Annotated in this window: 14 protein-coding genes; all 14 read right to left on the reverse strand. The window is 61.2% G+C overall.

The window, feature by feature from the left end; translation table 11 throughout:
- Positions 1-3 precede the first annotated feature (3 nt).
- Positions 4-1,461, reverse strand: a complete 1,458-nt coding sequence (locus LPW11_RS02630) for a GumC family protein (RefSeq protein WP_230996576.1) — start codon at positions 1,459-1,461, stop codon at positions 4-6.
- A 17-nt stretch (positions 1,462-1,478) separates the two neighbouring features.
- Positions 1,479-2,282 carry a polysaccharide biosynthesis/export family protein gene (locus LPW11_RS02635; protein ID WP_331001594.1) on the reverse strand — a complete coding sequence of 268 codons (804 nt, stop codon included), beginning with the start codon at positions 2,280-2,282 and terminating at the stop codon, positions 1,479-1,481.
- 95 nt (positions 2,283-2,377) lie between these two features.
- On the reverse strand, positions 2,378-3,022 hold the full coding sequence (locus LPW11_RS02640; protein ID WP_230996578.1) for a GNAT family N-acetyltransferase: 645 nt from the start codon (positions 3,020-3,022) through the stop codon (positions 2,378-2,380).
- Positions 3,023-3,064: 42 nt separating this feature from the next.
- Complete coding sequence (locus LPW11_RS02645) at positions 3,065-3,331, reverse strand: acyl carrier protein (protein ID WP_230996579.1); 267 nt, start codon at positions 3,329-3,331, stop codon at positions 3,065-3,067.
- A gap of 32 nt (positions 3,332-3,363) precedes the next feature.
- Positions 3,364-4,962, reverse strand: a complete 1,599-nt coding sequence (locus LPW11_RS02650) for a class I adenylate-forming enzyme family protein (protein ID WP_230996580.1) — start codon at positions 4,960-4,962, stop codon at positions 3,364-3,366.
- A gap of 67 nt (positions 4,963-5,029) precedes the next feature.
- Complete coding sequence (locus tag LPW11_RS02655) at positions 5,030-5,749, reverse strand: SDR family NAD(P)-dependent oxidoreductase (protein WP_230996581.1); 720 nt, start codon at positions 5,747-5,749, stop codon at positions 5,030-5,032.
- Between the two features lie 13 nt (positions 5,750-5,762).
- A complete protein-coding gene (locus LPW11_RS02660; RefSeq protein WP_230996582.1) occupies positions 5,763-6,779 on the reverse strand; it encodes a hypothetical protein in 1,017 nt (338 codons plus the stop codon).
- Position 6,780: 1 nt separating this feature from the next.
- On the reverse strand, positions 6,781-7,830 hold the full coding sequence (locus LPW11_RS02665) for a lipid II:glycine glycyltransferase FemX (RefSeq protein ID WP_230996583.1): 1,050 nt from the start codon (positions 7,828-7,830) through the stop codon (positions 6,781-6,783).
- Positions 7,827-8,948: a DegT/DnrJ/EryC1/StrS family aminotransferase gene (locus tag LPW11_RS02670; protein ID WP_230996584.1), complete on the reverse strand. Its 1,122-nt coding sequence runs from the start codon at positions 8,946-8,948 to the stop codon at positions 7,827-7,829. Before LPW11_RS02670 ends, LPW11_RS02665 begins: the two co-directional genes overlap by 4 nt.
- Positions 8,911-9,435, reverse strand: a complete 525-nt coding sequence (locus tag LPW11_RS02675) for an acyltransferase (RefSeq protein WP_230996585.1) — start codon at positions 9,433-9,435, stop codon at positions 8,911-8,913. Before LPW11_RS02675 ends, LPW11_RS02670 begins: the two co-directional genes overlap by 38 nt.
- Positions 9,402-10,481 carry a Gfo/Idh/MocA family protein gene (locus tag LPW11_RS02680; protein WP_230996586.1) on the reverse strand — a complete coding sequence of 360 codons (1,080 nt, stop codon included), beginning with the start codon at positions 10,479-10,481 and terminating at the stop codon, positions 9,402-9,404. Before LPW11_RS02680 ends, LPW11_RS02675 begins: the two co-directional genes overlap by 34 nt.
- A gap of 28 nt (positions 10,482-10,509) precedes the next feature.
- Positions 10,510-11,667 carry a sugar transferase gene (locus tag LPW11_RS02685; RefSeq protein ID WP_230996587.1) on the reverse strand — a complete coding sequence of 386 codons (1,158 nt, stop codon included), beginning with the start codon at positions 11,665-11,667 and terminating at the stop codon, positions 10,510-10,512.
- Between the two features lie 253 nt (positions 11,668-11,920).
- The gene (locus LPW11_RS02690; protein ID WP_230996588.1) at positions 11,921-12,643 is read right to left on the reverse strand and encodes a Crp/Fnr family transcriptional regulator; all 723 of its coding nucleotides are present in this window, start codon (positions 12,641-12,643) and stop codon (positions 11,921-11,923) included.
- A gap of 168 nt (positions 12,644-12,811) precedes the next feature.
- Positions 12,812-13,192, reverse strand: coding sequence for a response regulator (locus LPW11_RS02695; RefSeq protein WP_230996589.1), 381 nt, complete (start codon positions 13,190-13,192; stop codon positions 12,812-12,814).
- Positions 13,193-13,324: the final 132 nt, after the last annotated feature.

Below are 13,324 nucleotides of genomic sequence, written 5' to 3' on the forward strand. Positions count from 1 at the left end.
AGCCTAACCCTCTTTGTGCGAGATGCTCGCAAGAACCTTCAGCCCGAGTCTGCGCTCGACTGCTTCCGGGGTGGTGAGGGTGCGTCCCATTCCCTCAGAGAGGAAGGCAAACCCCAGGCTGACCAGGAGCCCGAAGATGACTCCTCTGAGCATGTATTCCGATTTCTTCGGCTCGACCGGCTCCGCCGGCGGGATCGCCTCCTGAATGACGCTGATGTTTGCGAGCTTCATCCGGTCCATGTAGTCGGATATGCGGGCCTCTTCCGCCTTGCTGAGGAGCGTCTCGTAGTTCTTCTGGTTTATGGCCTGCTCCCGCTTCAGCTCCTGGACGTTTCTCTCCGTGAGATCGAGAGACTGCACCTCGGCATCGGTCCGCCTGAGCTGCTCGTGGAGGGCTGCGGCCTTTCCTTTCAGCGAGTCGAGGTCCGTCTGGGCCCGGAGGAGGTCCATCTCCACCGTCTGGTACATGGAGTTCCCGAGGTTTGTCTTGCGGTTCAGCGCCGCCTCCTGATCATGCAGGTAATGCTTCACCACCTGCATCTCCTTGCGGAAGTTCACCACCAGCGGGTTCTCTTCCGTGTACTTCTTCAGCAACTGCTGCTCCTCGATCTGCATGGTGAGAAGCCTCGACCTCGCCTCGTCGATGAGGCGCTCGCGGTCCGGTTGCGCGTAGGGGGTCTTGCTGCTCCCTATGGTGCGCAGCTGGCTCTTCAGCGCCGGGATCTTGTTCTGCAGCTCCCGCATGGAACTCTCGGTGCTCTTCAGCGCCCCGTCCAGTTCCGCGCGCTGCTCGAGGAGGAGTGAGCGCTGCTCGTCGATGGAAAAGACCTTGTTTTTCTGCTTGTACGACTGCAAATTCTCCTCGGAATCCTTCAGCTTCCGCTCGTACGCCGCGAGCTGCGACTCTACAAGGGCTGGTTTAGGGCCGGAGAAGACCTGGAGGTGCTTCTCCTTGAAGACGTCCACCAGAAGATTCACCGCCTGTGCGGAGACCTTCGGATCCTTGTGCTTGAACGAAACCTCGATGACGTTCGACTGCTTCACCGCCTCCACCGTGAGACCTTCCTCGAACCTCGTCGCGGCAGCCTCAAGAGGGTCGACGCCGCTGCGCCCTTTCCCGGCCAGATCGGGGTACATCCGCTCCAGGGTAACCGCCTCGATGACCTTCTTGATCGAGTTTCGGTTGGTCAATATCTGTATCTCCGAGTTCGTCAGTTCCCCCTGACTCAGAGACATGAGCGGACTGTTGGAATTGAGATCGGACTTGTTCAGATATTCACGGCCGATCTTCAGTAGCAGGGTCGACTTCGCCTCGTACAGGGGGGTGAGCTGGAAGGTGACGACCCCGACGATGAGGACGATTGTCGCGAAGATGCCTATGATTTGCCACCTGTTCTTGAAAAGGACCGTGAGGATGTCCCTCACACTGTAAGAGCTGTTTTTTGCGTGTCTGCTATCCATGGAGTACCTCTGCACGTTCAGTAACCGAGCCCGACGCCGATCGGAACGGGGATGAGTTTGCGGATGTACTGGTCGACCCAGAGATCTACGTTGGCGATGCCGGATCGCGGCACCAGCACGATGTCGTTTGGCAGGAGCGTGACGTCGTTTGACAGCCCCTTCCCTTCCATGGCGGAAGAGAGATCGACCTTCGCCGTCACGTAGCGGTTGTCGTCCGTGCGCCTGATTATCATCACGGCCGCCGGCTGCGCTGTCTCTTTCAGCCCCCCCGCCTGCGAGATCGCCTGCAACACGGTCATTGGGTCGTTCAGCACCACCACACCCGCCCTGGTCACCTCACCGTCCACAAAGACTCGCTGCGCCATGAATGAGCGGACGATGATGGTGATCTCCGGATTCTTGATCAGCGGGGCGTAGTGGGAGGTAAGGGCGTCGGTCAGCTGTGCGGGGGTCATCCCCTCGGCATTGATCTCCTTTGCAAGCTGCAGGGAGATCTTCCCGTCCGGGCGCACCGTTACCTGGTCGTTCAGCTCCGGATTGTAGAAGAACTTCACGTCCAGCAGATCTCCCCTCTGTATCTTGTATTCACGTGCTGTTTCTTTCTGCGCCGTTGTGAACGACTCTGTCACGGGACGCGGTGGGGGAGTACTCGAGCATGCCGAGAGTGCTAGCAGAAAGAGAGATACGATAGAGAAAGGAACTATTTTCATGGTCATCTCCTCAACGTGACAGTTACCCTGCTCTTTGATTCTATCTAGTGGGTCCATCTGGTCCTGCAAAGGGATTTGATAGTGAGAACAGACATAAAGTTCAGTGCACATAAGATGTTAAGATATTATCATTATCTGTAGTCAATGCAATAAAGGGAGGGTTTTTCGGAGGGGGTTGACGGCAGGTGCGCTGCCAGCGGAATGGGTCAGAGCGTACGCCAGGCCCGCCCCAGGACCTTGTACTCCGTGAGCATCTTCACGATTCGGAACCCCATGCGGGCGAACTCGTTCAGGGAGGCGATCCTGTCTTTCCTGATGTAGCAGATGGCGGAGCTGTACCCGCGCTCCCTGGCCAGCTGCAGGAGGTGCTGCGTCCCGTGCAGGAGATGCCCCTTGCCGCGGTGGCGCGGGAAGGTGAAGGCGTTCTCCACCATGACCTGGCGGTCGGAGAGGGGGTAGAATTTCCCGGCATAGTGCTTCTCGATAGTTCTGTTTTCCGTCGGGAAGATGACCCACTGCAGGTAGACGATCTCCCCCCCCTTCTTGATGACATAGCAGTTCTCGAAGCCGTCCTCGTAGAATAAGAGCCTGGCGAGGACCTCTCTCCTGTCGACTGGGCCGAGGGACTGAACGCTCTCCTGCAGCACGGCGAGATCCTCTGCCGTCATCTTCGCCAGCGGTACGGGAGGAGTGGCAGGCGTCTCCTCTTCGGGAGGAGCTATGTTCTTCCCCATGAGGTAATAGTGGTTCACCGAAAAGAGCATGGAGAGGAGCACGCTGCAAAAGGCGGAGGGGCCGAGGGAGCGCAGGGCGTAGAAGGTACGGGAGATGGTATCTTTCGGAATAGGCATGGCGAAGGGATCTTTTCTGGCGACGCGCCTCCGGGGAGGGCGTCAGATGGTGATGCCCACGGGGACCCGCTCTCTTTTCCTGTTGATGAAGGTCACGATCCTGTTGATGGTGTCGAGGTTCTCCGGCACAATCTCTTCATCTTCCACCACTATGGAAAATTCCTCGCCGATGTACTCGACAAGCTGAAGGACCCCGGTGGAATCCATGAGGCCGTGTTCGAGAAAGGAGGTGTCGTAGTCGAGCCCCCCGTCGGTCCCGAAGAGAAAGTTCTCCACCAGAAAATCCCGGATATGCTCCTCCGCTCTCATTGCATCTCTCCTTTCCGAAAGTGTATTCACCGCTAGATCGCGAAGAGAGCCGGCCCCCCCGCGTCATCGACTGTTTTGCTGAGCATCTCCAGGCAGCGCTTCCTGTCGATCTTTCCGCTGGTGTTCTTTGGCAGCAGCGGCACGAACCGTATGGAGGCAGGGAGCTTGTACCTCGGCAGGCGCTTCAGGCAGTAGGCGTAGATCTCGTTGCAGTCGGCCTCGTCGCGCAGCGGCACCGCCAACGCCACCAGTCTCTGCCCGAGGAGTTCATCGTGGACGCCGAGTACCACGACCTCGAGGAGAAGCTCCGTGGCCATCATGACGTCCTCGATCTCCTGGGGGCTCACCCGGTGTCCGCCGACCTTCAGGAGGGAGTCCTTCCGCCCGGCGACATAGAAGTAGCCGTCGGCGTCCATGTACCCGAGGTCGCCGGTATGGTACCCGTTCTGGTCGAGTACTGCGGCGGTCCCGTCCGGGTCCCTCCAGTACCCCAGCATGATGTTCGGCCCCTGGGCGACCAGTTCGCCGATCTGGCCGGTCGGCACCTCGGCTCCCTGCTCATCGAGCACCCTCATGATGACCTTCGGGATCGGCGTCCCGATGGAGTCGATCTTGCGGCGCAGCTGCTGGGGGGCCACGTACGTCAATCTCGCCGACGCTTCAGTCGCGCCGTACATGACGAAGAGCTCCGTGTGGGGGGGGAGCGCCTCCAGAAGCTTCACCTTTATGTCCCGGGACATATGCCCCCCCGCCTGGGTGCAGTAGCGCAGCGAGGCGAGCCTCTGCCGGTAGGCGACGAGCGGGGAGCGGTGCAGGAGGTGAGCGTAGGTGGAAGGTACCCCGGAGAAACCGGTGGCCCCTTCGCTCGCCATCTGCTCGACGACCGAGGCGGGAAAGGCGAAGCGGTTGTTTACCACCACGGTCCCGCCGACGGCAAAGTGGGTGTTCAACAGGGACTTCCCCATGACGTAGAAGAAGGGGAGGACAACCATCTGGATGTCGGTCTCGGCAAGAGCGAGATACTCGACGATGGAGGCGGTGTTGGCGACGATGTTCCTGTGGGAGAGCATGACCCCTTTCGGGGTTCCGGTCGACCCGGAAGTATAGACGATGCTGGCAAGGGAGGTCTGGGCAATCCGCAGCGCCGGGTCACTCACCGCACCCCCGGTTACCGCGTCGTCCCACGGAAAAACGGTACACCCGGAGCGCCGCCACGGCAGCGTCGGGGCCTGCAGGAGTACCGTCTCCACCCCGAAGGCGCCGAGGTCCAGGGAGTGCAGGGGCACCTCCAGCCGCGCCGAGGCTACCACAACCCTCGGCTGCAGTTCCTGCAGGACGACTTCGAGTTGCTCGGGGGCGAGGGAGAAGTTCAGGGGGGCGACGACGGCTCCGCTCTTTAGCCCACCATAGTAGCTGGCCACGTACTCGACGCTGTTTTCCCAGATGATGGCGATCCTGTCGCCGGGAAGGACACCGCGCGCAAGGAGAAAGCGCGCCACCTCGTTTGCCATGCAGTTGAGCCGCCCGTAGCTGTAACGGGCGCCGTCTTGCACGTAGGCGACCTTTTCCGGCCTCAAGAGGGCCTGACGCTCAAGGAACGCATGTACGAGAACTCCCGGCTCCTCCCCCATACCTTTCTCCCTTTGCCTCCGGTGCTCTTCCATCCGGCCGCGACCGTTACCCGCCGCAGCGGCTTCCCTAGATCCTGCTGTACAGGGAGTATGGCGCCGCGCGCAGCAGGCATGCCACCAGGCGGTACCTCTTCGTCACATAGCAGGTCGTGTCATGTCTCTCTATCGCCTGGAAAATCTGCCGCGCCGCCTTCGCCACCGGCGCCACCAGCAGATTCTCACTCCTACCCGCGGTCATGGGGGTGACCACCAGTCCGGGGCGTATGTCCGTGACGTCGATCATCTTTCCGAGCTTGCGCGACTTCACCCGCAACCCCTCCAGGTAGTTTGACTGGTATGCCTTCGATGCGTTGTAGGCTGGAGAGCTCCCCCCCCCCCTGAGCCCCCGGAAGGAGGAGATACCGACGATGTGGCCACCTCCCCTCTCGCAGAAGTAGTTGAAGGCCACATTCATCATCGCCGTAAAGCCGACGACGTTCACCTCGAGGGTCTCCTTCTCGCTCTCCCAGCGCAGCGGCGGATTGTGAATGCTGATCCCCGAAGAGACGACGACGGCGTCTGTGCCCCCCATCTCCGAAATGAGCTCCCGCACCCCCGCCATCGCCTCCGCGGGTCTCGTCACGTCGATAATCTTCACGTGCGACTCCGTCGGTAACTCCTTTTGCAGCTCGCGCAGCAGCTCCAGCCGTCTCGCGGCAATGCCGACCACGTAGCCGTGCCGAGACATGACTGTGGCGAGTTCCCTGCCGATACCGGAGGAGGCCCCTATGATGATCGCCTTTTTCATCCCGCCCCCCCGGTTATACCGTCCCCCCCGGCTGGAGGAGCTCCTCTGTCCCCGCCACCTCCGCGGTAACCTCCACGGTCGCCTCCTCCCTCTCCGTGGTGCCGGCCGCTGCCGTCTCCCGCTCACTCCAGAAGTGTGCCACTTCCCTGGGAAGCGCCTGCCAATACCTCCCGGCGTACTCCTCCTTCAGGTGCAGCAGCAGCTCGCGGTAGTACTCGGCCGGGTACTCCTCGAAGCGGGGAGTACCGGAGAAGCAGATGTAGTCCGGATGCGTGATTACCAGCGCCATCCCGCCGTGCTCTGCGACCCAGCGCAACTTTTCCTTCCACACCCCGATCCCCGTCTCCTTCAGAAGGACGAAGAGGGTGAAGTCCTGGGGGAGGGTGTAGGGGAGCTCCACGAAGCCGTCCTTCCCCGGCATGGTGATCGGGAAGATCGTCCGCACCCCGTCGGACTGCGGCTCGAACGGGTCGGTATCGAAGGAGGAGGCGTCGTACACGATCTCCAGGTCGCGCAGCCACTGGAAGTTGTGGTACATGCACGGTGAGCGGAAACCGACCACCCCCCACTTCCGCAGGTAGGCGTTGATCTGTGCCGCCTGTCCGGCAAAGGTCGCCTCCGATTCGTACAGCTTCCTGCTGTGCTCGATGCCGTGCACCCCGACCTCGAAGCCGTTCCCCTCGAGGGTCTTGCGCAGTTCCGCCGGGGTGTTGTAGTCCTGGGCCACGAAGTTGAAGGAGGAGACAAAGCCGAGCTCCCTCTCCAGATCCATGAGCTCCCCGCACCGTTGCACCCCCCGGGCGGTGTCGACGTCGTGAGTGAGGACGAAGGCAAACTCCTTCCCGTCGGGCCACCCCCGCCAGCCGTCCGGCCGGACTGCGGCGCAGCGGTCGATCGGCCACGTTTCCTGATACATTTTCCTCTTCGCCCGGGCCACTGTGCTGCGGATGCCAATCTGCACCCTGCGCGGCAGGAACGGCTTGATGTGGTAATAGGCGCGGGCCAGCGCCTCCTCGTAGATAGATCCCATATTACCCCGCGTACTTGTAGAGGAGCGTTCCGATGCCGCGCAGGATCGCTACCGGCATCCTCCTCAGCATCTTTTTCATGCAGCCAAGATCCCTCTTTTCCTCAGAGCAGAACAAGTCATGGCGCAGGTCGTAACGGTAGTAGCTGATCGGCTCGGCTTCGGCGCCCCACCCGTTCTTGAAGACCAGGAGTCCTTCGTTGTCGAGGTCGGTGCGCCCGAGACTGAATGAGGTATAGCCGTCGTGTGCACAGCGTTTTATCGTCTCCCAGAGAAGGAGATTGTTTGCCCGCACCTGCTGAAACGTCTCGTCGGAGGCGCCGTACTTGTACATGGCGTTCCTGCCGAAGCCGAGACAGATGATGCCGGCGACCGTGCCGCCGCGGTACCTGGCAAGGGCGGTGAAGCCGAGTCCCCTGGCGATGACCTCTTCGTGGATCTTCCTGAAGAAACGGGACGGTTGCGGCGGCACCCCGTGGCGCTTCCGGGTCAGGCAGTGCAGGCGGTAGTACTCCATGACCCCCTGCAGTGACTCGCTGAATTCGACCTCGACCCCCTCCCGGACCGCCTTGCGGATGTTGCGTGCGGTGCTCTCCCTCAGGCGCCGGTGCATCGCTCCCTCGTCCGGCGAGAGCTCGATCAGGTGCTGCATGTACTTCTCCGACGCCGCCTCCCCCTTCAGGAACGGCTCCGCCCGGAACTCCACCCCCTTCCACCCCTTTTCCCTCCCGTACGCCACCGCGGCCTTGAAAAGGCGCTGGAAGTCGGAGCGGCTGGGGGCAAGGGCACAGCAGCTGTCGGCGAAGCTCAGACTGACACCGCGGCGGCCGGTGAGGGGGCTCCCGGTGGCGACCAGGGGGAGGCACCCTTTCAGTGCCTCCCCCTGGAAGAGGGCAAGGTAGCTCGGGGTGAAGCCGTAGCTCTCCACAAGAACCCGCGCCCAGTTTGCCGAGTGGAAGACGGTGGCCTCCGGGAAGGCGGCCACGAGGGGGTTCCACTGCGGCATGGACAGGGGGTTTACCACCACGACCTCACCGGCTGCTGAATTGCTCATGCGGCACCAGTGCCACCACCGGCGAGGATCGTCAGCGCCTCCGCGACGTGGGCGATCTGCTCCGGGGTCAGTTCGGGAAACATCGGCAGGGAGAGATACTCCCGTGCGCACCTCTCGGCAACGGGGAACGATCCCTCACCGAGCCCCAGGGAAGCGTAGGCCGTCTGGAGATGGATCGGGACCGGGTAGTGCACGCCGCAGGAGATCCCCTGCACGCCCAGGGCCTCGAGGAGGGGGTCCCTTCCGGGGTGCCGCACGGCATAAACGTGGTAGACGTGCCGGGCATACGGCATCTCGGTCGGCAGGAGGAGGGAACTGACCCTCCCCAGAAGCTCCCGGTAGCTCGCTGCGTGCCGGGCGCGTGCCTCGTTCCACGCCGGAAGATACTTCAGCTTCACGCTGAGAACCGCCCCCTGTATGCCGTCCATGCGGGCGTTAACCCCCACAAGCTCGTGGTGGTACTTGCGCGACTGCCCGTGATCGCGGATCATGCGGATCTTCGCGGCAAGGAGCGGGTCGCTCGTGGTGACGCAGCCGGCCTCGCCGTAGGCGCCGAGGTTCTTCCCGGGATAGAAGCTGAAGCACCCGGCGGCACCGATGGAGCCGGCGCGCCGCCCCTTGTACTGCGCGCCGTGGGCCTGGCAGGCATCTTCCACCACCGGTATCCCGTGCCTTGCAGCGATCTCCATGATCGGGTCCATGTCCGCCATCTGGCCGAAGAGGTGCACCGGGATGATCGCCTTCGTCCGCGGGGTGATCGCCCCTTCCAGCAGGGCCGGATCCATGGTGTAGCTCACCTCGTCGACATCCACAAAGACCGGGGTCGCCCCGCAAAGGGAGATGGCCTCTGCCGTGGCTATGAAGGAGTTCGGCACCGTCACGACCTCGTCCCCCCCCCCCACGCCGAGCGCGGCAAGGGCGAGCCAGAGGGCGTCCGTTCCGTTTCCGACTCCGATCGCCTCGCGGCACCCGCAGAACCTGGCGAACTCCTCTTCAAACTTCTCCACGAAGGGGCCTCCGGAAAAGGCGCAACTGGCGAGCACCTCGTGGAGGGAGTGTGCCACCTCTTCCGCGATGGCGTTATACTGCGCCTGGAGATTGAGAAACGGAACTTTCATCGACGTCCTCCTTTTTGATGGTGCGCAGGATGCGCGCCGGGTTCCCGGCGACGATGCTGTAGGGTGGTACGTCCTTCGTCACCACGCTCCCCGCGCCGACGATCGCCCCTTCACCCACCGTCACCCCGCAAAGGAGGGTCGAACTCGATCCGATCGAAGCCCCCCTGCATACCAGCGTCCCCGTTACGCTCCAGTCCTCCTCGGTCTGCAGATCGCCGCCGCTCGTGGTGGCACGGGGGTAACGGTCGTTTATGAAGGTGACGTTGTGCCCGATGAAGGCGCCGTCCTCGATCGTCACCCCCTCGCAGATGAAGGTGTGGCTCGATATCTTGCAGTTATTCCCGATGATGGCGTTCTTTTGCACCTCCACGAAGGCGCCGATCTTCGTGTTGTCGCCTATGGTGCAGCCGTACAGGTTTATGAATTTCCCGAGGCGGACGTTCTCCCCGAGCTTCACGTCGTCAGAGACGCATCGATACTGTTCCATGCCGTACCTCCCGGTATCCCCTTCCAGGGGGTGGAGAGAGGAACGAGCGCCCCTCCCATCCTCATCGATTTCACAATAGCCTCCAGCATGCGCACGACCCTCAGCCCTGCCACGCCGTCGTTTTGCGGGTTGACGTTGCAGTTGATGCACTCGATGAAGTACGCCGCCTCGCACTTCAGCGCCTCCACCACGTCGACACGGGGGGCCCACATGTCGCCGCTTCGATAGCTCACCCTGAGCCCGTACGATTTCTCCCGGGAGTCGCCGTCGAGCCCCTCCACCCCCTTGTCGTAGACCCTGATCTTCTCGTCCGGCACGAGGTCGTTCCACACAAGCATCTTCTTCTGCCCTCCGATGAGGGTCGTGCGGATCTTCACCGGCGAAAGCCAGTTCACGTTCAGGTGCGCGATGACGTTGCCGGGGTAGTAGACGGTGATGTAGGCGAGATCCTCCAGCCCGTTGTTGAAGTGGGCGATCCCTGTCGCCATGACCGCGCTGGGATCCCTGTTGAAGAGATAGTCCATGATGGAGAGGTCGTGGGGGGCGAGGTCCCACACCACGTTCACGTCCTTTTGGAAGAGACCGAGGTTGATCCTTATGGAGTCGAAGTAGTAGAGGTCCCCGAGAACGTCCCCCTCGATGAGCTCCTTTATCTTGCGCACCGCGCCGGTGAAGAGAAAGGTGTGGTCCACCATGATCTTCAGACCCCTTCGCTCGGCCAGTTCGATAAGCTCCTCCGCCTCCGAGACGCAGGAGGTGAAAGGCTTCTCGATGAATATGTGCTTCCCGTTCAAAAGGGCCTCTTTGGCGAGGGGAAAGTGGGAGGAGACGGGGGTGACGATCGCCACCACGTCGATCTCCGGGGAGGAGAGGATTTCGCGGCAGTCGGTGCAGGTCCGCACGTGCGGGTAAAGCTTCTCCGCGCGCTGCAGTACCCGCTGGTCCACGTCAGAGATGGCGACGACTCTGGCACCGGGGGTTTCGTTGAAGTTTCGGGCGACGTTCGGGCCCCAGTAACCGTATCCGATTATGCCAATCTTGATCATGAGCGCTTCCCTCTTTTGAGTGCACCTGTCAGTACGCCCCTTTGCAGCGGATCACCGCCACCGGGGTCTTCAGGAGAATCTTCACATCGACCAGGACCGACCATCCCTTTATGTAGCGCAGGTCCAGCCGCACCATCTCGTCAAAGCTCGTCGTGCTCCTGCCGGTAACTTGCCAAAGCCCGGTGATCCCCGGTTTCCTCCCCATGACCCGCCTGCGCTGCCAGGGGAAGTAGTTCTCCACCTCGTACAATATGGGGGGGCGCGGGCCGACGAGGGACATCTCCCCCTTCAGCACGTTGAAGAACTGCGGGAACTCGTCGATGCTGTACTTGCGCAGGAACCTCCCGAGCGGGGTCACGCGCGGGTCGCCCTGGATCTTGTACACGGTGACGGCGCCGGAGGAAGCCCCGGAGGACTTGTCCCGTATGAGGGACTCCACGAATTTCCGGTGCATGAGGTCGTCGTTGTTGAGATACATCGAGCGGAACTTGAGGAGCTGGAAGGGCTTCCCGTTGCGGCCGACCCTTTCCTGCCGGAAAAAGACGGGCCCCTTCGAGGTGAGCTTTATGAGGATCGGAACGGTGATGAAAAAGGGGGAGAAGAGGATAAGGCCGACGATGCTGCCGAGCACGTCCATGGAGCGCTTCGCGATGTCCCACCCCCGGCTCCCCGTCTCCGCGGCATCGGGGTACCACGTCACATCGTTTACCCCTTTGCCCCCTTCGCTCTCCGGGAAGGTCCTGAAGGAGATGACGATCCGTTCGACGACCTCGGGGGGAAGAAGGGCCACCAGCCGCTCCCTGATCTTCCTCGTGACCGCCTCCTTTGCCTTCTCCACCATCTCCGGCTCAACCTCCGTGAGGATGACCCCGGTGACACGGTCGCCGTCCATCTGGCCGCATATGTCGGTGTCCCTGACCGTGGCGTTCAGTACCTGCGCCAGGAAGTGGGCCGGGTTTTCGGCGTCTTCCACGGCTTCGGAATCCTGCACCTTCGTTGCATCGACGAGCATCACGATGAGCGGCTTGTTGGAGCGTTCCGCTCTCTTTCTCTCCTGGACGAGCTTCTTTCTGAAATACGGTTCAGGATAAAGTCCGTTCTCCGGCTGGAATAAAACTGGAGCAGAAGCACTCTTCGAAAGAAGCTGTCTGAACCAGGATTGTTTCTTCAACGCGTTCGGTGACATCTATTTTACCTCGTCCAAAGCGCCCCCTCACAGACTCAGAGGAGCCAGTACTTCCTGGATCATTTTGTCGAAAAACGGGAGCTTTGCTTCTGAGGTTGAAATAACAGTGTATTAATTAAAAGCTATTATATACAGAGGAGCTCACCTGTCAAGAGCTCCGGGAATTCCATGAGTTACACATGAAAAGGCAAAGGAAGAACGAGATAGGACAAAGAGGTAGGGAGAGTCGCTTTGAGGGAAATCTTCTCTACTCTCAGAGTAGATCCACCTTGTCGGCGAAGCCCGGTTTCAGAAGGATGTTTCTGTTTTCCAGCATCTCGAGGTCACCCTGCTGTGCCATCCTGTGCAGCAGTCGAGTGACTGTTTCTCGCGAAACCGATGCGTACGCCGCGAGCTCTCTGTGAGTGAGGCGCAGCGCAATGACGACGCCGCGGTCGTCCCGCACCCCGTGCAGAAGACTCAAGTGGTTGAGGATGGAGCGGACCCGCTGCTCCGCGTCGGTGAGGGTGATCGCCTTCAGCACCAGCAAAGAGTCGCGCAGGCGCCGGCAGAGGAGATCGATCAGCTGACGCAAAACCTTCTCGTTTTTCAAGAGGTATTTCTGGAAATCGTTGCGGGAAAGGAGACCGATCTCGCACTCTTCCATGGCGATGACCGTCGCGGGAGCGGTCTTGCCGTCCAGCAGCGCCATCTCCCCGAAGACGTCCCCGCGCTTGTGTACCGCGAGGATCCGCTCGCTCCCCTCGGTCCCCTGATGCACGACCCTGACCCTGCCGCTGTAGACGATGTACATGTAGCGGGTCGTCTCTTCCTCAAGAAGGACAACCTGGTTCTTGTGGAAGCGTTTGTCGATGATCAGGTGCAGTAACTCTTCGAATTCCCGGGAATCGAGACAGGAAAAAGGTGAGATGGACTTGAGCAGCCTCGTGTGGCTGCTGGAGAACTCCTCGGTGCCGTCTTTGCGCTTGGTAGCCAATGAGCTTCTCCTTCAGTAGCTGCCTGGAAGGTCGAAAGATTAACACTCACCAAGTATTCTATCGCAAAAGGAAATTCTTTTCGCAAAGAGGATGGGGACTCGAGATAAAGAAAAAGCCCCCGGTACTGTCACGGCGGGGGCTTTGAAAAAAGGGGGGAAAAGTGGGGACTACTGCCCGGCAGCGGCGAGGGCGCGCTCGATGGACGCCTCAAGCTCGTTGAAGTCGATGATCGGCTTTGTGAGGAAGCCGCGTGCCCCGAGACGGAGAGCCTCCGTCGCCGCGGCGGGGTCGCCGGTGCCGGTGATCGCCACGACGGGGGTCTTTGGACTGAGGGTCTGCAGGGCAGCGATGACGCCGAAGCCGTCGAGCTTCGGCATCCTCAGGTCCGTGAGGACGACGTCCGGAAGGAGCTTGCGGAAGAGCTCGACACCCTCTTCACCGTCGGCGGCCTCGATGACCGTGTAGCCGCTATCTTCAAGGTACGCCACCAGCGTCATCCGAACGAGGGAATCGTCGTCAATGACAAGGACGGTACAGCGCTCTCCCATCACCACTCTCCTTTCCGGCACCGCGCGGGAAGCCGCCGGCCTCCCGTTTCAAGCGTCCGACACAGTCTACCGCACCGCCAAAAGTTGTTCAACTCCCCTTTGCACAGGCACAACGCCCTCCGGCGTGCTCTT

The sequence above is a fragment of the Geomonas sp. RF6 genome, from assembly GCF_021044625.1.
Lineage (GTDB): Bacteria > Desulfobacterota > Desulfuromonadia > Geobacterales > Geobacteraceae > RF6.

Coding starts and splice junctions, on each gene's coding strand:
- LPW11_RS02630 (WP_230996576.1), bottom strand. CDS start 1,461: ATGGATAGCAGACACGCAAAAAACAGCTCTTACAGTGTGAGGGACATC.
- LPW11_RS02635 (WP_331001594.1), bottom strand. CDS start 2,282: ATGTGCACTGAACTTTATGTCTGTTCTCACTATCAAATCCCTTTGCAG.
- LPW11_RS02640 (WP_230996578.1), bottom strand. CDS start 3,022: ATGCCTATTCCGAAAGATACCATCTCCCGTACCTTCTACGCCCTGCGC.
- LPW11_RS02645 (WP_230996579.1), bottom strand. CDS start 3,331: ATGAGAGCGGAGGAGCATATCCGGGATTTTCTGGTGGAGAACTTTCTC.
- LPW11_RS02650 (WP_230996580.1), bottom strand. CDS start 4,962: ATGGGGGAGGAGCCGGGAGTTCTCGTACATGCGTTCCTTGAGCGTCAG.
- LPW11_RS02655 (WP_230996581.1), bottom strand. CDS start 5,749: ATGAAAAAGGCGATCATCATAGGGGCCTCCTCCGGTATCGGCAGGGAA.
- LPW11_RS02660 (WP_230996582.1), bottom strand. CDS start 6,779: ATGGGATCTATCTACGAGGAGGCGCTGGCCCGCGCCTATTACCACATC.
- LPW11_RS02665 (WP_230996583.1), bottom strand. CDS start 7,830: ATGAGCAATTCAGCAGCCGGTGAGGTCGTGGTGGTAAACCCCCTGTCC.
- LPW11_RS02670 (WP_230996584.1), bottom strand. CDS start 8,948: ATGAAAGTTCCGTTTCTCAATCTCCAGGCGCAGTATAACGCCATCGCG.
- LPW11_RS02675 (WP_230996585.1), bottom strand. CDS start 9,435: ATGGAACAGTATCGATGCGTCTCTGACGACGTGAAGCTCGGGGAGAAC.
- LPW11_RS02680 (WP_230996586.1), bottom strand. CDS start 10,481: ATGATCAAGATTGGCATAATCGGATACGGTTACTGGGGCCCGAACGTC.
- LPW11_RS02685 (WP_230996587.1), bottom strand. CDS start 11,667: ATGTCACCGAACGCGTTGAAGAAACAATCCTGGTTCAGACAGCTTCTT.
- LPW11_RS02695 (WP_230996589.1), bottom strand. CDS start 13,192: ATGGGAGAGCGCTGTACCGTCCTTGTCATTGACGACGATTCCCTCGTT.